Origin of the sequence: Paeniglutamicibacter selenitireducens, from assembly GCF_051550675.1 — a bacterium.
Taxonomy (GTDB): domain Bacteria; phylum Actinomycetota; class Actinomycetes; order Actinomycetales; family Micrococcaceae; genus Paeniglutamicibacter.
The window spans coordinates 72,325-93,555 of sequence record NZ_JBPULF010000012.1; the positions used below are offsets into that span (position 1 = coordinate 72,325).

17 protein-coding genes are annotated in these 21,231 nt (G+C 66.0%); 10 read left to right on the forward strand and 7 right to left on the reverse strand.

Annotated features, from left to right (window positions below; all coding sequences use genetic code 11):
• Positions 1-217 precede the first annotated feature (217 nt).
• Positions 218-1,393 (forward strand): acyl-CoA dehydrogenase family protein, encoded by a 1,176-nt coding sequence (locus ACSYDW_RS17435; RefSeq protein ID WP_438340043.1) that lies wholly within the window; start codon positions 218-220, stop codon positions 1,391-1,393.
• On the opposite strand, the gene ACSYDW_RS17440 is transcribed toward ACSYDW_RS17435, so the two are convergent.
• Genes ACSYDW_RS17440 through ACSYDW_RS17450 form a run of 3 tightly spaced genes read right to left on the reverse strand, consistent with a single transcriptional unit; the run spans position 1,390 to position 3,458 of the window.
• On the reverse strand, positions 1,390-2,097 hold the full coding sequence (locus tag ACSYDW_RS17440; protein WP_438340001.1) for a peptidyl-tRNA hydrolase: 708 nt from the start codon (positions 2,095-2,097) through the stop codon (positions 1,390-1,392). The genes ACSYDW_RS17435 and ACSYDW_RS17440 overlap by 4 nt on opposite strands.
• Before the next feature lie 30 nt (positions 2,098-2,127).
• Positions 2,128-2,952 (reverse strand): NAD(+) synthase, encoded by an 825-nt coding sequence (nadE, locus tag ACSYDW_RS17445; protein WP_438340002.1) that lies wholly within the window; start codon positions 2,950-2,952, stop codon positions 2,128-2,130.
• A gap of 53 nt (positions 2,953-3,005) precedes the next feature.
• Entirely contained in the window at positions 3,006-3,458 is a 453-nt protein-coding gene (locus tag ACSYDW_RS17450; protein WP_438340003.1) for a MarR family winged helix-turn-helix transcriptional regulator, read from the reverse strand.
• A gap of 148 nt (positions 3,459-3,606) precedes the next feature.
• Between ACSYDW_RS17450 and pyrE the strand changes: the two genes are divergently transcribed.
• Positions 3,607-4,164, forward strand: a complete 558-nt coding sequence (gene pyrE, locus ACSYDW_RS17455) for an orotate phosphoribosyltransferase (protein ID WP_438340004.1) — start codon at positions 3,607-3,609, stop codon at positions 4,162-4,164.
• A 207-nt stretch (positions 4,165-4,371) separates the two neighbouring features.
• Here the strand turns inward: pyrE and ACSYDW_RS17460 are convergent, their stop codons facing one another.
• Complete coding sequence (locus tag ACSYDW_RS17460; RefSeq protein WP_438340005.1) at positions 4,372-5,511, reverse strand: DmpA family aminopeptidase; 1,140 nt, start codon at positions 5,509-5,511, stop codon at positions 4,372-4,374.
• 103 nt (positions 5,512-5,614) lie between these two features.
• Between ACSYDW_RS17460 and ACSYDW_RS17465 the strand changes: the two genes are divergently transcribed.
• The 3 genes from ACSYDW_RS17465 (at position 5,615) to ACSYDW_RS17475 (ending at position 8,497) form a co-directional block, all read left to right on the forward strand.
• Positions 5,615-7,084 (forward strand): APC family permease, encoded by a 1,470-nt coding sequence (locus ACSYDW_RS17465; RefSeq protein ID WP_438340006.1) that lies wholly within the window; start codon positions 5,615-5,617, stop codon positions 7,082-7,084.
• Positions 7,062-7,676 (forward strand): TetR/AcrR family transcriptional regulator, encoded by a 615-nt coding sequence (locus tag ACSYDW_RS17470; protein WP_438340007.1) that lies wholly within the window; start codon positions 7,062-7,064, stop codon positions 7,674-7,676. Before ACSYDW_RS17465 ends, ACSYDW_RS17470 begins: the two co-directional genes overlap by 23 nt.
• Positions 7,677-7,894: 218 nt before the next feature.
• A complete protein-coding gene (locus tag ACSYDW_RS17475) occupies positions 7,895-8,497 on the forward strand; it encodes a sunset domain-containing protein (protein WP_438340008.1) in 603 nt (200 codons plus the stop codon).
• Positions 8,498-8,568: 71 nt separating this feature from the next.
• On the opposite strand, the gene ACSYDW_RS17480 is transcribed toward ACSYDW_RS17475, so the two are convergent.
• The gene (locus tag ACSYDW_RS17480) at positions 8,569-9,363 is read right to left on the reverse strand and encodes an HAD-IIA family hydrolase (protein ID WP_438340044.1); all 795 of its coding nucleotides are present in this window, start codon (positions 9,361-9,363) and stop codon (positions 8,569-8,571) included.
• 134 nt (positions 9,364-9,497) lie between these two features.
• Entirely contained in the window at positions 9,498-10,505 is a 1,008-nt protein-coding gene (locus ACSYDW_RS17485) for a magnesium and cobalt transport protein CorA (protein WP_438340009.1), read from the reverse strand.
• A 182-nt stretch (positions 10,506-10,687) separates the two neighbouring features.
• Here ACSYDW_RS17485 and ACSYDW_RS17490 point away from each other — a divergent pair, with 182 nt between their 5' ends.
• From ACSYDW_RS17490 to ACSYDW_RS17510, 5 genes are all read left to right on the forward strand, one after another.
• The gene (locus ACSYDW_RS17490; protein ID WP_438340010.1) at positions 10,688-11,368 is read left to right on the forward strand and encodes a TrmH family RNA methyltransferase; all 681 of its coding nucleotides are present in this window, start codon (positions 10,688-10,690) and stop codon (positions 11,366-11,368) included.
• 205 nt (positions 11,369-11,573) lie between these two features.
• Entirely contained in the window at positions 11,574-13,154 is a 1,581-nt protein-coding gene (locus ACSYDW_RS17495) for a peptidoglycan DD-metalloendopeptidase family protein (protein ID WP_438340011.1), read from the forward strand.
• A gap of 153 nt (positions 13,155-13,307) precedes the next feature.
• Positions 13,308-14,330 (forward strand): class II fructose-bisphosphate aldolase, encoded by a 1,023-nt coding sequence (gene fbaA, locus ACSYDW_RS17500; RefSeq protein ID WP_438340012.1) that lies wholly within the window; start codon positions 13,308-13,310, stop codon positions 14,328-14,330.
• Positions 14,331-14,332: 2 nt separating this feature from the next.
• Positions 14,333-14,752: a DUF3151 domain-containing protein gene (locus tag ACSYDW_RS17505; RefSeq protein ID WP_438340013.1), complete on the forward strand. Its 420-nt coding sequence runs from the start codon at positions 14,333-14,335 to the stop codon at positions 14,750-14,752.
• A 125-nt stretch (positions 14,753-14,877) separates the two neighbouring features.
• Positions 14,878-16,842, forward strand: coding sequence for a serine/threonine-protein kinase (locus tag ACSYDW_RS17510; protein ID WP_438340014.1), 1,965 nt, complete (start codon positions 14,878-14,880; stop codon positions 16,840-16,842).
• Here ACSYDW_RS17510 and ACSYDW_RS17515 read toward each other — a convergent pair.
• Positions 16,839-21,158: a type VII secretion EssC family protein gene (locus ACSYDW_RS17515; protein ID WP_438340015.1), complete on the reverse strand. Its 4,320-nt coding sequence runs from the start codon at positions 21,156-21,158 to the stop codon at positions 16,839-16,841. The two genes, ACSYDW_RS17510 and ACSYDW_RS17515, sit on opposite strands and share 4 nt — an antisense overlap.
• Positions 21,159-21,231: the final 73 nt, after the last annotated feature.

Here is a 21,231-nt window from a genome sequence, read left to right on the forward strand (position 1 = left end):
GGCTCCGCGCGCCGGTGCCCGCGGATCGTCGTCGTGCCCTCCCTGCAGGGGCGCCCATTGCTAGGAAGCCCTAGTGATTTGAGTCACTTCCAAATATAGTTGGATATCCAAGTGTTTGGAAGGGCGCCTCGGGGCAGCCGCCAAGCCAGGCAACAAGCAAGGGAGTCTCACCGTGCCATTGAGCCACGACCAGGGTCAGGACACAGGCCGCGCCGCGATGATCGCCAGCCGCCCGCTTCCGCACCCCGATGCAGACCTGATGCATTTCTGGCAGTTGCTGGGGGACGCCGAACGGGAGAGGCTCGGGGAGATCCGCGCCTTCCTCCAGAACCGGGTTCGTCCGGAGAGCATCGGGTACTGGAACCGGGAAGAATTCCCCCACCACCTGCTGCCGGAAATGGCCGCCTTCGGGCTCGGCTCCCTCCAGACCGACGGGAGCAGCGACCTCTTCAAGGGGCTGGTCTATGTCGAGACCGCGCGGGCCGACGTCTCGCTCTCGGCGCTGGTGGGGATCCACAACGAACTGATTGTCGGCATGATCAACGAGTTCGGGTCCGAGGCCCAAAAGGACACCTGGCTGCCCCGGCTCGGGACCTTCTCGGCGCTCGGCGCCTTCGCGCTCACCGAGCCGCACCACGGGTCTGACATCGCTGGCGGGTTGTCCACCGCCGCCACCCGGGAGGGCGACGAATGGGTGATCCGCGGGTCGAAGCGCTGGATCGGTGCCGGCACGATCGCAGACTTCGCGTTGGTCTGGGCGAGGGACACCGGCGACGGCCAGGTCAAGGCCTTTATCGTGGAATCGGACCGCCCCGGGTTCTCCGCGACAAAAATCTGCAACAAGATCGGCCTGCGGGTCATGCAGAATGCGGACATCGAACTCGATGGCGTCCGCATCCCCGAGTCCAACAGGCTTCCGGGGGTCGCGAACTTTGCCGATGCCAACGAGCTGCTGAAGCACTCGAGGGCCTGGGTGGGATGGCAGGCGGCCGGCGTGCAGCTGGGGATATTCGACATCGCCAGGAAGTACGCGCTGGAGCGGGAGCAATTCGGCCAGCGTATCGCCAAGTTCCAGCTGGTGCAGCTGCCGCTTTCCGAGATCGTGGGCAACGCCATGGCATCGCTGTCCCTGATGGTCGGTGTGGCGCGTCTGCAGGGAGGAGGGCAGCTGGAAATGGTTCAGGCGGCGCTGGCGAAGGCGACCGCCACCCGGCTGGCACGCGAATCGGCGGCCAAGGGGCGTGCACTGCTGGGCGGCAACGGGGTCACCAGCGACCACGAGATGGCCAAGCTGTTCGGGGACGTTGAAATCCTCTACACCTACGAGGGGACCTACGAAATCAATTCGCTGATCGTCGGCCGGGCAGTCACGGGAGTGTCTGCCTTCGTCTAGGGGACCTTCACGAATGCCGTGGCCGAGCCCGGGGTGATCTCGGTTCGGCCGGCATCGAGGATCACCGGGCCGTCGGCGCGGCGGGCCTCCACCCCGAATTCCTTGGCGCCGAGCCGTTCCACCGACAGTGCGCAGCCTGCCGCCCGCCATGCCCCGAGTGCGTCGGGGTCTGCTTCCAGCACCCAGGCAAAGAGCGCGTGCGCAGCCTGGGCCGCGGCCTTTCCCGTGCTCATGCCGAGGGAATCGTTGAGCACGATCCGCACGCCCGTCGCCGCGGGGCTCTCTCCGGCCGGGAGCGTGGTGCCCGAAACCTGCAGCTTGGCCAAGCGCTTGGGCAGCGAATCCGCCTGCATCGGAGCGAAGCCCATGGCCTTGGCGTCACCGATCTCGGCCATCGCGTGGTCGGGGAATTCGCTGGCCACCTTCGCGAACATCTTGGCGTCCGCCCGGCGCACGCTCTTGGCGAAGGCGCCCTGGGCCCACGGCTGCCAATAGGGGTGCCGCGGATTTCCCAGGAGGGCGTTCACCGAGGCGAGTGCGGCCGCGGCGATCCCCGCATCCTCGGCGCAGGGATCCTCCCGGTCCACCAGCAGGATGATGGGCTGGACCAGTTCACCGGTCGGAACCGGGTACTCCGGTACCTCGTGCTCCAGGGGTTCAAGTGCTTCGACGGCCGGAGGTGCCGGGTTTTCCAAGTTTTCCACGCCTCTAGCGTAGGCGGGATTCCGGATGGCTCAGGACTTCCACCAGGTATCGAAGATGGTGACGGGGGTGGTGCGCTTGTGGCGCGAGCGCAGGAACTTCCCCTCAAGGTTCCGGGCCGCGTCCTCGGGGATCTCCCGCCCTTCGAGGTAGTCGTCGATATCGTCGTAGGTGATGCCGAGCTCGTCCTCGTCCGTCCGCAGCGGCTGCCCGTCCAGCAGGTCCGCCGTCGGAACCTTCTCCCACAGCCTGCGTGGGGAGCCGAGGTGGCGCAGCAGTTCACGGTTCTGGCGCTTGTTCAGGCCGAAGAGGGGTAGGAGGTCTGCGCCGCCGTCGCCGAACTTCGTGAAGAACCCGGTGACGGATTCGGCTCCGTGGTCGGTCCCGATCACCAGCAGGTTCTCTTCACCGGCCAGGGCGTACTGGGAGACCATGCGCATGCGGGCCTTGATGTTTCCCTTGTTGAAATCCGAAATGGGGGTGCCGGTTGCGGCAAGGAACGCGTCCTCGAGGCCATCGACGCCGGCCTGGATGTTGAAGCTGCGGTTGACGTCGGCGGCCACGAACTCCATGGCAGCCTGGGCGTCGGCCTCGTCGAGCTGTTCGCCGTAGGGCAGCCTCACTGCCACGAACGTCGCAGGGGTGCCGGCGGCGCGGAGTTCCTCGGCGGCGAGCTGGGCCAGCCGTCCGGCGAGCGTGGAGTCAAGCCCGCCAGAGATACCCAGGACGAATCCCTTGGTCCCGGTTGCGAGCAGGTATTCCTTGAGGAAATCGACGCGTGCGCGCACCTCTTCCGCAGGGTCGATGAGTGGCTTGACGCCCATTTCCTTGATGACAATGGCCTGTAGTTCGCGCATGGACCTAGCCTAGCGTGATTCGCTTCACGGACAGGGGCCGGCGTGGCTGTGCGTCAGGCGTCGGCAGGCGGGTTGGTCGGGTCCCAGCCAAGGTTTCCCGCCATCCGCTGCAGGGAGCGGACCGTGGTGGCATAGTCTTCGGGGCTGATCCCGGCGCTCGACTCCTCCCGCATGCCGTCGACGATCTGCGTCAGCCGGTCCAGTGACACCGCCCCGCGTTCGGTGAGGGCAAAGGTGTGGCCCTGTTCCGAGACCCAACCGGATTCAACGAGCTCGGCCAGGTGCTCCGAAGGGCTGGACGGTTCGTCCTCGGCTTGGGCTTCCCCGAAGAACGGCGCGAGCGCCGCAGTGAGCTCGCCTCCGGTGGCGGGGCCGTGGGAAAGCACGTTGAGCAGCTGCCATTGGCGGCGCGTGACTCCGTGCTCTTCGAGGGAGTTGGAGAACTGCTCGGAAATGAGCGAGTCTACCAATTTGAGCCAGTAACCCAAGGGGCGAAGGTCGTTCATGAGCCCAGCCTAGCCCTGCGACGGCTCGCCTGTCTCTAGCGTCTTCCCGGTTCCTTCCAGAACCGCCAAGAATCGGGTGACGTGCCCCAACGCGAACAACGCCGTGGCGGGATGCATGCACCGTTGGCGACAAACTAGAATTGGAGCCATGACCAACACCGCCGCGCGCACCCGCCTGCTTGAACTCGTTAAGGAACTCGCCGTTGTACACGGCAAGGTGATCCTCTCCTCCGGGAAGGAAGCCGACTACTACATCGATCTTCGCCGTATCACGTTGCACCACGAGGCCGCACCGCTGGTCGGATCGGTCATGCTGGAAATGCTCGACGAAGCGGGAATCGAATTCACCAACGCCGGTGGATTGACCATGGGCGCCGACCCGGTGGGTACGGCCCTGATGCACGCCGCCGGTCAGGCCGGCCGCGCAATCGACGCTTTTGTGGTCCGCAAGGCCCAGAAGTCCTACGGCATGGGCCGCCAGGTGGAAGGCCCGGAGGTGAACGGGCGCAATGTGGTTGTCCTCGAGGACACCTCCACCACCGGTGGCTCGGCGCTGACCGCAGTCGAGGGCGTGCGCAAGGCAGGCGGCAACGTCGTTGCAGTGGCTGTCATCGTCGACCGCGACACCGGCTCCAAGGAGCGCATTGAGGAAGAGGCTGGCGTGCCTTACCTCTACATCTTCGGCAAGGAAGAGCTGGGCCTCTAGGGAATCCCGGCTTCGGCCAGGCGGCACGCCATCTCCGGCGAGGAGGCGTGCCGCTTTTCGTTAATTTGATACGCCGCCCATGCCTGTCGTTGGGTGGGCGACCTGGAGGGTGAGCCTGGGGCAGCGCCGGACTCGAATGATTGCGCAGGATCTCGGCCCATGGCGTATGTATGGCCCTGCGGGTGACCGCCGCGGGGCCATACAGGTTTACCGGGTGGAAGCGATGACTTCCTCATGCGGCAGTGCCGGTGAGAAGTGGCCGTCACGGCCCGTCATATCGGTGTTGTTAACCAGAGCATTGAGCACGGATTCCTCCACGGCCTCGACCGTTGCCTCGAACAGGGCGTCCATTTGCCCCCAAGGCAGGAATTCCATGGAATCCATGGGGACGGAGTCTGTTGACTTGGCCAGCGAGGAACGAAGCGAGCCGGCGTTGGCCGTCGAGAAGGCCAAGAAGATGTCGCCCGAGAAGTGGCCGCCGGTGGTCCCAGTCCGGGCCAGCCCCAACGGAACACGACGCGCCAATGCCTTGGTCTGGGCGGGCAGCAACGGGGCGTCGGTGGCCACAACAACGATCACGGAGCCGGACCCACCGGGGATGGATGCCATCTCCAGTTCGTTGTCGAACCAGTTGGTGTTCTCGATGGGACAAGGGGCCTGCGAGGCACGGCCAACGGGCACGCCATTGATGCGCAGTTCCTTGCGGCTTCCGAAGTTGGCTTGCATGAACACGCCGACGGTGTATTCCTTTCCGCAGGCCACCACCTTTCGCGACGAGGTGCCCGTGCCGCCCTTGAAGCCGTAGCAATTCATGCCCGTTCCGCCTCCGACGGACCCTTCGGACAAAGGACCGGATACCGCAGAGTCAAGTGCCTGGGCTGCGTGCTCCGGGGTTACCAGGTTGTCGTTGATCCGGTTGAGGTAGCCGTCCCAGGTTTCGGCGACCACGGGCAGCATCCACTGGGCCGAGACCCGTGGGTGGTTTTCGTGCATCCAGCGGTCGACGCCCGTATGGCATGCGCCAACGGAGTGCGAGTTGGTGATCATGATCGGGGTGGAGAACTGACCGGATTCCTCGATCCAGGCGCGTCCGGTCATTTCACCGTTTCCGTTCAGTGAGTACGTGCCCGCGGCACACGGGACACCCACGCCATCACGGCCGCGTGGAAGGATGGCGGTCACCCCGGTGCAGGCGGATCCATCGCCCGGGTTGAGCGTCACATATCCAACAGTAAGACCGGGAACATCCGTCACTGCGTTGTGTTTTCCCGGGGTTCCATCGAGACGAATGCCCAAGTCGCGAGCGCGAATTTGACGGGTGGCCGTGGCTTCTGAACGGGTGTTCATAATTCTCCCTATTAACTCCTAGACCATTGACATCTGTGCCAACCATACATTTGAATCAGTGTTCAAACATGATCTGTGTCACTAACATAACGGAGCCTGAGCCATGCCGCAACAACAGCAATCGTCCTCCACTGCGGGGAAACTCTCGAGTGCACGCCTGGGAATCTGGGGAATCGTTTTCTTGGTTGTATCTGCGGCGGCCCCGTTGACCGTGGTAGTCTCGGCCGCGCCCATGAGCTTCAGGTTGGGCGGCATCGGTGCGCCAGGGGCCCTGATGTTCTGCGGCTTGGTCTTGGGCTTCTTCGCGGTGGGCTTCACCGCGATGTCGGCGCACGTGCCGAATGCCGGAGCGTTCTACGCGTACGCATTGCATGGCTTGGGTCGCGGGGCGGGCGTGGGGCTGGCCTTCGTCACGCTCTTCGCCTACGCGTTCCTGTGCGTGAGCTTTTACGCGTTCCTGGGGTTCTTCGCACAACTGACGATGTCCGAACTGTTCGGCATTGACCTGCCGTGGTGGGTCTGGGCAGGCGTTGCCGTGCTCATCATCGCCTTCCTGGGCGTGCGCCAGGTGGACGTTGGGGCGAAGTTGCTGGCAGTGATCGTCACCGCCGAAGTAGCCATTCTGTTGGCTATCTCCATCGCGGTTCTGCTTTCGGGCGGCCCGGAGCCGATCTCGGGTGCCGGTTTCAACCCATACAACATCTTCTTCACCGGTGGAGTGAGTGGCCTGCTGGTGATCGGATTCGGTGCATACCTCGGCTTTGAGGGAACCGCGATCTACGCCGAGGAGGCCCGCGATGCAAAGCGAACCATCCCGGCGGCGACTTACATCGCAGTAGCGGCGCTGGCTTGCTTCTACGCGTTCACGTTCTGGGTTCTCACCGTTGCCTTCGGTGTAGATGGCATTATTGCCTTTGCGACGGGCGACGAATTCGAAGGCATGGTGTTGGTAGCCGGCGCGGAGTACCTGGGCCAGTGGGCGGCAACGCTGATCCAGATCCTGATCGTGACGAGCTTCTTCGCCTGCATCCTGGCCTTCCACAACGCGGCAACAAGGTACATGTTCTCGTTGGGACGTGAGCGCATTCTTCCTGCATCATTTGCTCGCACAAACGAGAAGTCCGGTTCGCCGGCCAATGCCTCGCTCACGCTCAGTGTCATCTGTGCAGCGGCGGTGGGAATTGCGGCCTTTACGGTCGTCGACGCCTACATGGGATTGGCCATGTGGACTTATGCAACGGGCGTCCAGGGGCTGGTCTTCGGGCAGGCAATGGCGGCCATCGCCGTGGTCGTGTACTTCCTTCGTGACCGCAAGGGGCACGGAATCTGGCGCGTGACCATCGCCCCGGTGTTGGGTGCATTGGGTTTGGTCGTCGGCTTTACTATGATCGTAACGAACTTCGAAATCACCACTGGTATGGAAGGAGCCATCAATTGGGTTCTGCTGGCTCCCACCCCGTTGCTCTTCGGAGGCGGATTCCTCTATACGCGTTGGCTCAAGCGCCGCTCACCCGAGACCTACGCAAACCTTGGCAAGCGGCAGGTAGCCGATGAAGTCGCCATCTCGCAGTAGCAAGGCCGAATCAAAACGCGCCGAGCTCATTGAGGCGTCAACAAGGGTTGTCGTGCGCGACGGCTTGGCAGCAGCCAGCGTCAGGGCCGTCGCGCAAGAAGCCCAAATAAGCGTCGGATCGGTTCTTTACTACTTCTCCGGAATCGAGGAGTTGCTTTACCGGACGCTCGAAAGCGTGCTCGACCGCTACTACGCCCAGCGTCTGCGCATCGTGGCCTCCGAAGGAACCGCCACAGACCGACTTGCCCGACTCATTGCGATGGGTGTACCCGATGACATCGGCGAAGACCTTTCACGGTTGTATGAGAGCCTGGCGTTGAAACCGGCAAGCCCCGAGGCGCAAACCCTGCAGGAATCAATTTTCCACCGCCAGGTGACCTTGTATTCGGCAATCATCGACGTGGGAGTGGAGAACGGCGAGTTCTTCCCGAAATCCGATTCCGTGCGCATCGCACAGAACCTGATTGCCCTTGAAGACGCCTACGACCTCTATGCCGTGGTGGGTGTGAGCCTGTCAGGCCCGGAAAAGCGGGCAAACGTCCGTTCCTATGCAGAGCTTGCCCTGGGCTTCACTTTTGGCAAGAGTGACTAGCCAGGGAAGTCCTGTGGGGGACTTTCCAGGGAGCAGCTTTGGCGGAGCGAGCGGGGGAATTGCAGCTGCGGCGTAGTCGCGGAACGCCGTGCGCCGGTGCCCTGAATCCGGCTTTCGGCTTTCGAGGCGAGCCATGTAACGTACCTGTTGCACGGCCAGGCTGGATGCCGTTGGTGGTAACTTGAAGTTTCGCAATCAATTTTCGAAATGGGAGTATCTTGAAAACTTCATGGGGGCGCGGCTTGGCCGCATTAATTGCAGCTTCATCACTTGTGCTGAGTGGCGGTGTAGCTGCAACCGCTTCACCACAGCCAACGGCCATAGGTTCGGTGGCTGTCGGTGCATCGACCAAGGCGGTGGGGCCGGTCACGATCAAGACGATCCCGACCAAATACGTCAAGGCCGGCGCCAAGGCAACCGTCAAGCCGGTGGTCAAAAAGAAGCGAAGCACCAAAATCAGCTCGCAGGTTCTCACTGTCAAGCAGGGCAAAAAGACTATTGCGAAAAACAAGAAGTCGGTGGCGCTGAAGGCCGGCAAATACAAGGTCACCACGACGGTCAAGTTCAAGGTGCCCGGGACGAAGGCCACTAAGACTTCGGTAAGGACCCAGGAGCTCTTGGTAAAGACCAAGAAGAAGCCGAGCTGGGTATACAGCGACTCCAACTGGAACTGCCCTTCGGGCTACCCGATCAAAGGCAACGCCAGCAGCATGATCTACCACGTGCCAGGTGGTTCCTTCTACGGCAGGACCAACCCGGAAGAATGCTTTGCCAGTGAAGCGGCGGCCCGTGCCAAGGGTTACCGCGCGTCCATGCGCTAGCTTGAATATCAGTGAAGGGCCAGGGATATTTTCCCTGGCCCTTCACTGATATTGGTGCCGTATACGGTGTCCTAATCCTCGATGGAGTCCTCGTTGAACCCGGATCCGTCGTCTTGGGCTCCCTGGACAAGTTCGGCGCGCAGTTCGGCCACGGACGGATATTCCAGATCCGGGCGGAACGGGAACGAGGCGACGTCGTTTGCCGAGGTGATTCCCGAATGGACGAGGACGGTCAGCAGGCCGGCCTCCATGCCCGCAATAATGTCAGTGTCCATGCGATCACCGATCATGGCCGTGGTCTCCGAGTGGGCATCGATCCGGTTCAAGGCGGAGCGGAACATCATCGGGTTGGGCTTGCCCACCACGTAAGGAACGCGAGACGTCGCTTGGGTGATGAGCGCCGCCACGGCACCCGTGGCCGGGAGCAAGCCCTCGGGCGAGGGTCCTGTGGCGTCCGGGTTGGTGGTGATGAACCGGGCCCCGTCGCTGATCAGGCGAATGGCTTTGGTGATGGCTTCAAAGGAGTAGGTCCGGGTCTCGCCAAGAACAACGTAGTCGGGGTCCTGGTCCGTGAGGATGAAGCCCGCATCGTGCAGAGCAGTGGTCAACCCTGCTTCACCAATCACGAAGGCACGGCCCCCGGGCCGCTGGCGACGCAGGAACTCAGCGGTAGCCATGGCCGAGGTCCAGATGTTCTTTTCCGGAACGTCCAACCCCGAAGAAAGAAGCCGCGCCCGCAGGTCGCGAGGTGTGTAGATCGAGTTGTTGGTCAGCACTAGGAAACGTTTGCCGGTTTCTACCCAATGCCTGATCAGGTCGGCTGCGCCCGGGATTGCCTGGTTCTCGTGAACCAGCACCCCATCCATGTCCGTGAGCCAGCAGTTAATGTCATTCACCGTGCGAGGTTCATGCGTTGGCACTTGTGGGTTCCTTTCGAGGATTTCCAGATACCTGAGGTGACAAGTCTTTCAGGTTCCAACTTAGGGGTGAAGCGAATGTGTCAAAGCCAATTGTTTTTCTTGAAGACCAAGAAGAGGCCGAGACTCAGCGAAACCATGAGACCCAGCGCTGCAGGGTAGCCCCACCCGAAATGGAGCTCGGGCATATTGGAAAAGTTCATCCCGTACACACTGCCAATCAGGCTTGGCGCAAACAGGATCGCGGCCCAAGACGAGATCTTCTTCATCTGTTCGTTCTGGGTGACTCCCGTCTCCGTCGCCCGCTGTGAAGCGAGGGTTGAAGAGAGTGAGAGTGCATTCGCCAGCACGGCCCTGAATGACGCGACGCGTTCGGCCAGTCGAATGGAGTGGTCCTGTACGTCGATGAGTTTCCTGTCCAGTTCCAACGAGTCTTCGGGGGCCAGATGCGTGAGCTTGAGGTCCTTGCGCAGGCGCTCGATCACGGACTCCAGCGGGGCCACGGCACGCTGGAAATCGATGACTTCGCGGGACAACTCGTAGATGCGACGGGAAACGTTGTCTTGGCCGGAAAACAACTGTTCCTCGATCTCGTCGATGTCGTTGCTCAGTCCTGCGGCGACGGGCTCGTACTCGTCCACGACTTGGTCGATGACGGCGTAGAGGACGGCCTCCGGACCCATGGCGAGGAGTTCCCGTTCATCTTCCATTCGCTTGCGGACGTTCCCGATCTTGGGTGATTCGGCATGCCGGACGGTGACGACGAAATCGGCTCCGACATATACGTGAAGCTCACCGAACTCCACCTTCTCAACATCGTCGAGGTAGCGGGCCGGGCGCAAGACGACAAAGAGGTGGTCGCCGTAGTGTTCAAGTTTCGGGCGCTGGTGGCCGGCCAAGGTGTCCTCAACGGCCAGTTCGTGGAGCCCCAGTTCGTCGGAGACTTCTCGCATCTCCTGGGCGTTCGGTCGGTAGAGCCCGAGCCATCCCATGCCCCCGGTTTCCTTCATCGATTCGAAGGTAGAGCTCAAGTCCGGCGGGTGGATGACCCGTTTGCCCTGCACATAGATCGCATTGTCAATGATGGGCATAAGTCCTCCGGATACAGTGGCCGGATGGATGCCCGGCGCTATTTCGGTCCTTTCGCCAGTTTGCCACCACTGCAGCCAAATCCCCGCCCGCGGCATGCATTGATTTCCCATTGGTCGCTGCTTCCGACGAGTACCATGCACGCCTTCAATGCCGCCGCGTGACAGTGAGCGACTACCCTTGAATGGTGACTTCCTCCGCTGAAAACAACGCCGTCGTGCCCGCTGAACTAGTTCCCGAGTTCGAGGAACGCCCCGAAGTGGGCGTCGGCCCTTGGGAAGGCGAATGGCCGACCGAAGAGCACTACGACCGAGAGCTTCTAGAAACGGGAGACCGGAGAAACGTTGCCGACAAGTACCGGTACTGGAGCATGGACGCGATCATCGCCGACCTGGACGAACGGCGGCATGATTTCCACATTGCCATCGAGAACTGGCAGCACGATATGAACATCGGCACGGTGGTGCGAACCGCAAATGCGTTCTTGGCCAAGGAAGTCCACATCATCGGGCGTCGTCGTTGGAACCGCCGTGGTGCCATGGTGACCGACCGCTACCAGCATGTCCGTCACCATCCCACCGTTGAGGACTTCGTGGCATGGGCGAAAAGTGAAGGCCTCGCGATCATCGGAATCGACATCTTCCCAGACTCCGTGCAGCTTGAGACCTACGAACTGCCGCGAAACTGTGTCCTTGTCTTCGGGCAGGAAGGACCCGGGCTGAGCGAGGAAGTCCACCAAGCGGCAGAAGCCACGCTGTCCATTGAACAATTTGGCTCTACCCGTTCGATCAACGCCGCCTCTGCCGCAGGCATTGCAATGCACGCTTGGATCCGACGCCACGTGTTCAACCAAAAAGTCAGCTAAAGCTTGGAAAAACCTTGCCCATCCGATAAACCCCAAAAGAGTGGCTGGCTGGCTATTCTCTCATCCACCCACGTCGGCTACGGTGAAGCCTAAGTGTTCAGTTCTTGGGGTAACTGGATCGAATGGCTGGTTCCGACCGTAGAACCATCCTCTTTTTGCATTGCTGCTGGGCATGACGTTTCACATGTGGATGGGGGATTTCATCGTGAAGAAGCACCAGGTGAACCGTGGTGGGGGTGGTCACCGGAAACGCCAAGCAAAAAAGCGGGTATCCAGGATTTCCGGCCTTGGCATCGTTGTTGCCGCGGCGGTCACTCTTTCGGGTTCACCAGGACTCGGCTTGGCGAGTGGATCGTTGGATGCTGAAGTCATCCCGCCCGCGGTGGTTGCACCAGCTGTCTACGTACAGCCCGTTAGCGTGTCCCTCCTAAGCGATGTCGACGCCGTCAGCTGGGAATCTCTGGAGTTCACGAGTACCCCCGCAGGGTCTGGGTTGGCTGATGAAATCAATACCGGCGGGTCGATCGCCGGTTCGCCGGAGAATCCGGGCCTCGAGGGTAATAGGCAGGGCGCTCTCATGCTGGCGGGCCAACGCCTTGGCGTGCGAGGTGCGCTACCCGGCCAGATCCAACTGATCCACCCGGTGACATCACGGCACATTACGAGTCCATACGGATGGCGGAACAACCCGACGGGTGCGGGCACCCAGGTCCATATCGGTCAGGACTACGCGATCCCATGCGGGTCGCCGGTGTATGCGACGGCCGACGGTACTGTCATTCAATCCGCATGGGCGGGCCACTCCGGCATGAGAGTGACAATCGACCATGGCAATTCCGTGAGAACCGGCTATAGCCACAATTCGAAGCTGATCGCAAAGGTGGGCGATCAAGTCAAGCAAGGCCAGATCATTGCCCTGAGCGGAACAACCGGAAACTCCACTGGCTGCCATGTGCACTTCGAAGTCATCGTGAACGGCAAATGGAACGACCCCCGCAATTTCCTGCCCGGCATCCCGGGGCAGCCGAACCCGATGATTGACTCTCGCGACACGAGGATCACGGCCGAACCGATCCGCAACACCGGCGCCCCTCAGTACGTGATCGAGACCGGGCATGACCTGGAAATCGATTTGCCCCCAAAGCCTGCAGAACACAAACCGTCCAAGAAAGCCCAGGAGGCTTCATCGGACAGCGGCTCGAAGCCGAAGCCCCCAAAGAAGGAGGAGGTTAAGAACCCGGGGAAGAAGCCTGCGGACAAACCTGAGAAGAATCCCGTTCCAAAACCAAAGCCGGTCCAGACGCCCAAGCCAACTACGCCAACCACCAAGCCGACGGAACCATCCAAGCCCGCGACGCCTTCCCCGAAGCCCACGGCACCGTCCCCGAAACCGACGACGCAGTCCCCGAAACCGGCGGCGCCAAGTCCAACGACGTCGGCCCCAGCTCCCAAGCCGGCGGGGCCTTCAACGCCTCCGACTACCGCCACCACCCCGGACACCGAACATACAACCCCGGCACAGCCGCCGACGGCAACTGCTGCGGCAGTGCCCGAGAAGCAGACTGTTCCGGAAGCGCCTGCCAGCGAACCAAAGCCAGCTGAGGAGCCGGCGGAGAAACCGGCCGAAAAGCCGGCCGAAAAGCCGGAAGAGAAGGCCGCAGAGCAGGATGCCAAGCCCGCGACCGCCAAGGGCGATGAGCCCGCGGGCAAGGACACGGACGCAGCTGCCCGAGCCGGCAAGTCGGATGCCCCGGACGCAAAGGACAACGACGCGGCGGAGGGCTAGAACCGACCCTTGCGGCCCTGCGGAGTCCGGGCCGCCCGACACCCGCAGGGCCGCCCTCCGTCATGTCGCAAGCGATCAACGTCACGTGTCGATAGGATGGGAGTAGCCAACGAGGTCTACTCCCCACAATTCCTTATCTACACAGGAGTCAGTATGCCCATCGCAACCCCGGAACAGTACAACGCCATGATTGACTCCGCCAAGGCTGGCGGATACGCCTTCCCGGCTGTCAACGTGACGTCGTCGCAGACCCTGAACGCCGCCATCCGCGGCTTCGCCGAAGCAGGATCCGACGGAATCATCCAGGTCTCCACCGGTGGCGCAGCCTACTGGTCGGGCGCCTCCATCAAGAACATGGTCACCGGTTCGCTGGCCTTCGCAGCCTTCGCCCGCGAAGTCGCCAAGAGCTACGACGTAAACATCGCCCTGCACACCGACCACTGCCCGGCGGACAAGCTCGACGAGTTCGTGCTCCCGCTGCTTGCCGCATCCGAGGCAGAGGTCGCCGCCGGCCGCAACCCGTTCTTCAACTCCCACATGTGGGACGGTTCCGCCGAAACCCTCGAAGAGAACCTGCGCATCGCCGCGGAGCTGCTGCCGCGCACCGCTGCGGCCAAGCAGATCCTCGAGGTCGAGATCGGCGCCGTCGGCGGCGAAGAGGACGGTGTCGAGAACGCCATCAACGACAAGCTGTACTCGACCGTCGAGGACGCCCTCGCGACCGTTGCCGCACTCGGCTCGGGCGAGAACGGCCGCTACATCACCGCACTGACCTTCGGCAACGTGCACGGCGTGTACAAGCCGGGCAACGTGAAGCTGCGCCCGGAGATCCTCAAGGACATCCAGGAGCAGGTCGGTGCCAAGCTCGGCAAGGCCAACCCGTTCGACCTCGTCTTCCACGGCGGATCGGGTTCCACCGACCAGGAAATCGCCGACGCGGTGGCCTACGGTGTCATCAAGATGAACATCGACACCGACACCCAGTACGCCTTCACCCGCCCGGTGGCCGGCCACATGCTCGCCAACTACGACGGCGTGCTGAAGGTCGACGGCGAAATCGGCAACAAGAAGACCTACGACCCGCGCGTCTGGGGTGCCAAGGCCGAGGAATCGATGGCGCAGCGCATCGCCGCCGCCGCGGTCCAGCTGGGTTCCGCAGGAAAGAGCCTGAAGTAGCCATGGCCGATCTTGGAGCAAACCTGCTGGGCATCCCGGAAACCCTGCTGCCCGAAGAGGTTGAGGTGAACGCACGCCTGGCCGCCGGCGACGAGGCGGTGGACATCGCCGCAGCCTTCCCGGCGTCTTCGCTGGGCTGGGCGCTGCTGGCCAACGAGGCGCATGCCGAGGGCCGCTGGGTCGAGTCCTACGCGTACTCCCGCGTGGGCTACCACCGCGGCCTTGACGCGCTGCGGAAGTCGGGATGGCGCGGACAGGGTCCGGTGCCGTGGCGCCACGAGCCCAACCGCGGTTTCCTGCGTTCGCTCTATGCGCTGCAGCGCGCGGCGGCCGCTATCGGCGAAACCGAGGAAGTCGAGCGGATCGGTCGTTTCCTCAATGACTCGGATCCCCTGGCGGTTGCCGCCCTCGAGGCCGAGTAACCCGGGAAACAAGACCGGTTTTGACAGTTGATTGTTCGTGCCGACACCGCGTCGGCGCGAACAATCAACGTTTAAGGGCCCCGCCACAGGTCACCCCTGGCGCGAGGCAGGAGCAAAGGAAAACAATGGCACACGTGCAGTCCGGCGAGGCGCTTGGGGCCTCCTACCGCCTCGAGGAACCCCTCGGTTCCGGTGCGGTCGGCGAGGTGTGGCGGGTCAGCTCCGCCTCCGGGGGACCGGACCTCGCCGCGAAGCTGCTGCGTCCGGAACACGCGCAGGATCCCACCCTCGTCGAGCGGTTCGTGCGGGAACGCTCGGTGCTGCTCGCCCTGCGGCACCCGAACATCGTGGCGGTCAGGGACCTCGTCGTCGAGGGCGACAGGCTGGCGATCGTCATGGACTACGTGCCCGGCGGATCCGTCCGCGACCTGCTCGAATCCCGCCTGACGCTTCCGCCGGGCGAGGCGCTGGCCCTGTGCGCCGAGGTGCTCGACGCCCTGGCGTGCGCCCATGCGGAATCGACGACGCACCGGGACATCAAGCCCGACAACGTGCTGCTTGCCGAACCCTGGCGGCCGGGGCGCCAGGGGGCCGTGAAGGTCTCCGACTTCGGGATCGCCTCCGTCGTCGGGGAACGCACCCGGCACACCACGGGCATGGTGGGCACCCCGCAATACATGCCGCCCGAACTGCTCAGCCAGGGCGAGGTCGGGCCGGCGTCGGACGTCTACGCCACGGGCATCATGCTCTACGAGCTGATGGCGGGGCGGACGCCGTTTGCCGGCGCAGGCACCGACTTCACGCTGGCCTACCGCCACGTGACGACGCTCCCGCCGCGCCTGGAGGTGCCCGGGGAGCTCTGGGAAGCACTGGAAAAGACCCTGTCCAAGAACCCGCGGGAACGGCCCGGCGCCGCGCAGGCGGCCGCACAGTTCCGCCGACTCGCCCGCCGGTACAAGGAACTCCCGGCGCTGGCGCGTTCCCTGGACCCCGGGGAATTCGAGGCCATGGACCGCCCGGCGACGGTGCTGCGCGGGGCCGTGGCCGAGCAGGAGCCGACGGTGCTCACCCGGGCCCCGGAATCGCCGCACCCGGAACTTGGCCCCGCGGGGTCCCGCACCGTGGTGCGGCCGATGCCCCGGCGCGAGGCCGCCCGCCCCGCAGAAGTCGCGGCGCCGGACAAGCCTGCCTCCCGCCGGCCCGCCTGGCTGGGCACGAAGGCCCTCGTGCTGGGGGCCGCGGGAATCGTCCTGGCCGCCGGGCTGGTGGCCGGAATCATCGCGACGCTGCCCCAGGCCGCCCCCGATGCGGCGCCACCGGCCGCCAGCGCCACCGCCAGCCAGCAGGATGCCCCGCTGCCCAGCGGCCTGACGGTCAGCCGCGCGGCGAGCTACGACGCTGCCGCCGGCGAAGTGAAGCTCACCATCACCTACGCGGCCCAGAAGGCGCCGCTGCGCGGGCCGTTCCTGGAGGTCCTGCCCGGCGCACCGGGTTCCCCGGCGTGCCCGCCGGTGGCCTGGGAGAACACGGACGCCACGCGGAACCAGCCGAGCCTCTCGGGCGTGTCGGCCGCGTGCGGCTGGAGCCTGGGCGGCCTCAGCGTCCCCGCGCAGGGCAGCGTGCAGGTCGTTGCGACGATCCCGGTGGCCCTGACCGGGGAGAACGCCCTGGACGGGTGGCTCCAGGCTGCATCCGCGGCAACCACCGGGGCCGTCATGGATCAAAGCGTGGAGGGCTCTGCCTACCCGGTGCAGCGGCTGCGCGGCATCCAGGTGCAGACCCCGGCGCGCACGGTGAGCCAGACGGCGCTGCCCGTCACGCTCGTGCCCATCTGGCCCGGCGGGCCGGACATGCTGGGGCCGCTCTACAAGAGCCCTGCCACCGGCAAACCCTCCGAGATGCTCACGGCCGTGGCCGGCGGCGAGCAGGGCGTCAGGTTCTCCGACGGCTGCTCCGGCGGGCTGGCCGTCTCCTCCGACGGGCTCGTGGTGACGGCCCTGTCCGTGGCCCCGAGCTGCGTGCTGCGCGCCGTGGTCGGCAACTTCACCGACCTGGCCAGCGAGCCCTTCGGCATCACCACCCGCGACTAGCCGCGCCCGGGGCTCATGGTCTGCACGAAGCTGCTTGTGCCTCCGACGCACAGGTACCCGCGGCCCGGGGTGAGCGCCACCGGGGCACGGCGCGGCAGCGTGGTGCCCAGCAGTTCCCCGTCGTAGTCGACGTCCGGCTGCAGCAGCACGCCGCAGCGGGACTTGCGCACGGTCTTGGTCCAGTGCGCGTACAACCCGCGCAGGTCCGCCGAGCGGCCGGCGGCGATCACGCGCAGCTGCCCGTGGGAGGCGGCCAGCAGGCCGGCCAGCGACTGGTCGGTGTCCTCGAAGCGCTCGGCGTCGTCGATGAGCAGCACCACCGGGCCGCGTTCCAGCCGCAGGCCCGCCAGCAGCGCCGGAAGGTCCTCGGGCCCCACGGCCACCCGGTCGAGGTCGGCGCCGGCCAGCGGGGAGCGCCTGTCGCAGGCACCCCAGACGGCGACGGGGTTTCCCGCATCGCCTGCCGCGCGCAGCGACTGCGCCAGGGCCAGCAGCAGCGTGGACTTCCCGCTGCGCGCCGGCCCGGCGATGAGCACGTGCTCGCCGTCGTAGAGTTCCAGCAGGGCCGGGGCCAGGTCCTCCTCGCGCAGGCCCACGGGGATCCGCCACGGCTCGGCACCCAGCTCTGCCGCCGCACCGACCTCGGCCACGGACAGGTCCTGGGGCAGGCGCCCGATGGCCGCCGCCTTGGGGGCCTCCAACGGCCAGCGCGCCGCGACGCGGGCCACCGCCGTGGGCAGGTCCGTGGCGGGGGAGGCGATGTGCATCTGGCGCAGGGTTCCGGCATCGACGCAGCGGCCCGGCACCGGGGCGGGGATGTTCTGCCCGCGGACCCCCAGCGCCGAGTAGTCGTACGGGTCGGCCAGCCGGTAGAGCCACTTCTGCGTGGTGACCTCGTCCATGGCGGAGGGCACGGCCTTGGCGCGCGTGGTGGAGACGGCGAACCACAGGTTCAGGGCCGGGCCGTCGGCATACGCGCGGTGGAGGGCGTCGAGCAGGGCCAGGCCGTCGTAGTCCTGGAACTCGTCGCGCAGCGTGGCAAGCCCGTCGATCAGCACCAGGGTGGGGCGCCGGTGTGCGGGGTCGGCGCGGCGCTTGTCCAGTTCGGTGCGCAGGTGGCGCAGGAACCTGGCCTGCTGCTCCGCGGCGCCGGGGTCGGAGCCCACGTAGGCCAGGGTGTGCGGCAGGTCCGCGAGCGGGGCGAGGGCGCGCGAGCCCGCATCCAGCACCAGCAGGTCCAGCTCCCCGGGGTCGGTCTCCGCGGTGGCGGCCAGGGCGAGGCTGGCCAGCGTGGTGCTGGTGCCGCTGCCGGGGATGCCCAGCAGCATGAGGTTCCCCTGCGCCAGGTCCCAGCCGGCCGGGGACTGCCGCTGCAGCTCGGGCTCGTCGGCCAGTGCCACCCGGATGGTGCCGTCGTGCACGCCGCCGACGTGCGGCACCGCGGGGCCGTCCAGTGCGGTATCGGCATCGGCAACCGCGTCGGCCCCCATGGCCTCAGGCGCGGTGAAGCCGGCCAGGTCCACGCGGGCGCCGAGCGCCTCGGGCCAGATGGGCCGCGGGGCGCCGAACCCGGCATCGCCATGGGCCGCGCGGATGGCGTCGATGAGCAGGTCCAGGTCGCTGGCCTCCGGCTCGGGGGCGCCGGACATACGCCGGCGCGGCACCGGCACACCCAGCGGGCCGATCTCCAGCAGTTCCAGCGCGCTGGCCTCCCGGCCCGTTGCGCGGCCCGTGACAAGGGCCGTCTGCACCGGGGTGATGTCGTCCTGGCCCAGCTTGATGAAGGCCCGCCCGGTCTGCGCGCGACCGATGCCCGCGGCGGCCGGCACGCCGATCACGTTCGAGGAGTCGTCGCGGCTCTGCACGCGCAGCGCCACCCGCAAGTTGGTGTTGGCCAGGATGTCGTCGTTCACGACGCCGGCCGGGCGCTGGGTCGCCAGGACCATGTGCACCCCGAGCGTGCGGCCCACGGCTGCCACGGAGACCAGTGAGGAGAGCACCTCGGGGAAGTCCTTGGCGAGCATCGCGAACTCGTCCACCACCAGCAGCAGGCGCGGCATGGGCTCGGCGGGGTGCGTGGCCAGGTAGGCGTCGAGGTTGTCGATGTCCTCGCCGGCCGCGGCGAAGACCCGCTGGCGGCGCTGCATCTCCGCCTCGAGCGAGCGCAGCGCCCGGTCGGCGAGCTGCTCGTCGAGGTTGGAGATGGTGCCGATGGTATGCGGCAGCCGCTCGCAGGCGGCGAACGCGGCGCCGCCCTTGAAGTCGATGAGGATGAAGTTCAGCCGGGTCGGGTCGTTGCGGGCCGCGAGGCCCGCCACCAGGGAACGCAGGAACTCGCTCTTGCCCGAGCCGGTGGTGCCGCCGACCAGGCCGTGCGGGCCGTCGGCCACCAGGTCCAGGCTCAACGGCCCGGACTCGGAGGTGCCGATCGGGGTGGAGAAGCCCTTCGCGGAGGACCACAGGGCCCGGATCGCCGCGGCGTCCGGCGTTCCGAGGCCCAGCAGCTCCGGCAGCCTGACCAGCGGCGGCAGCGCCGCGCCGGGCACGCTGAGCTCCGGGTCCTCGAAGCGGGCCAGGTCCATGGCGCAGCGTTCGGCGCGGTCGTGGCCGAGGCCGGCGACCACCACGTCCTCCACGTGGGAGAGGTCTCCGGGTTCGTGCACGGTTCCCGCGGCGTCCTGGCCGAGGGTGATGACCGTGGTGCAGGAGGCCGGAAGCTGCTCCTCGGAGCCGGCGATCACGATGCCGGAGACCCCGACCCGGTTGCCTGCAGCGTGCGTGGTGCCTCCCTCGGGGATCCGCCCGTGGCCCAGCAGGGCGCGGGCAGGTGCGTCGCGGCCCTCGGTGAGGGCTTCGGAGTCCAGCACCAGGAGCAGTGCGGGGGTCGGGTGCGCGTCGATGTTTTCGCGCAGCGTGCGCAGCAGGGTTGAACTGCGGGCGCGGTCGTCGGAAACCCAGCGTTCCCCGGTGCCCGAGCCCGGCTGCCGGGTGTGTGGCAGCCAGGAGGTCCACGCCCACTCGGCGGCCCGCCCGGCGTCGCAGAAGACGCCCACCGTCAGGTCGGCGGGTCCGGCGTGCACGCTCGCCTGGACCACCAGGCTGCGGGCCAGCGCCAGGGCCGCCTCGCGGTTCCCGACGATGCCCACCACCCCGGCGTTGTCCAGGTCCACGAGCACCGGCGCGGCGGGCAGCACGCCGGCCTCCAGCACCTCGCGCACCCGGGGATCCAGCAAGGTGCCGGAACGCTCGTCGAGCTCCGGGCGCCACGGCACGTCGCCGACCCCGGCATTGAGCGCCAGGAAGCCCTCGGTGCCGGCCCGGCGTTGCCAGAGCAGCGTGGTGGGCATCGCGGCGCGCCGCAGCACCGTGGCCGGGTCGGGGATCTCGGTGCGCCGGCGCTCCACCTCCGCCGCAGCCGCCTCCGCCACCTCGCCGGCCAGGGCCTCGAGCGCCGCCTCGAAGCGGGCCTCCTCCTCCTTGAGGTTCCGGGCGCGGCGGTGCTTTTGCTCGAACCACATGCCGATCGCCATCACCGGGCTCAGTGCGGCGAACATGGCGAACCGGGCGTCGCCCAGGATCATCACCATGGCACCGGCCAGCACCAGCGGGGCCAACACCGTGATGAAACTGAACTTGGAGGCCGGCGGGACGTCCTTGCGCACCGGGGCGGCCACCGGGTCCGCGGCCGGCGGCCGGCCGGGGCGCGGCGGCCTGTTGAAGGGGGCCGTCCCCGCAGGGGTGAGGTTGTTCAGCGACCCGGGTTTTGGGGCCGGGCTCTCGGTGAGGGAGGGCCGCAGCAGCAGCGTGGTCCCGCCGACCACCAGCGTGCCCGCGGCCGTCACCAGCGTCCCGTCGGCGTCGACAGGGGCCCCGTCGAGCATGGTGCCGTTGGTGGAGTGCGCGTCGCGGACCCGGACTCCCTCGCCCTCAAGCTCGATTCCGGCGTGGTTCCAGGAGGCGCTTTCGGTGCCCAGCACCACGTCCGCCTGCGGGGAACGGCCCAGGACCAGCGGGCGGTGGGCCGGCACCGGGTGGACGGCCCCGGCGTCGAGTCCGCCGGAGACGGTGACGCTCCACTGGCGCAGGGCGTGCGGCGGTTCGGAGGGGGAGAGCGAAACGGTGCTGCCCTCCAGAAGGAGCAGCTCGCCCAGCGGGGTGTCCGCCTGCGCCGGGCTTTCATCGACGTACAGCGTGGTTCCGGCCGGGGGCAGCGGTGCTCCGGCGGCGGCCAGCAGCTCGCCGAGTGTCGTGGCGGGGGAGTGGCTTTCGAGCTCCCGGTCAAATCGCTGGTCGCCCAGCTGGATCAGCACGCGCACCGCGCGCTCCTTTCGTCGAGGTTCGCGCGGCGCGCGGGGCCGGTGGGGCCAGGACCTGTTGGCAACGGCCTGT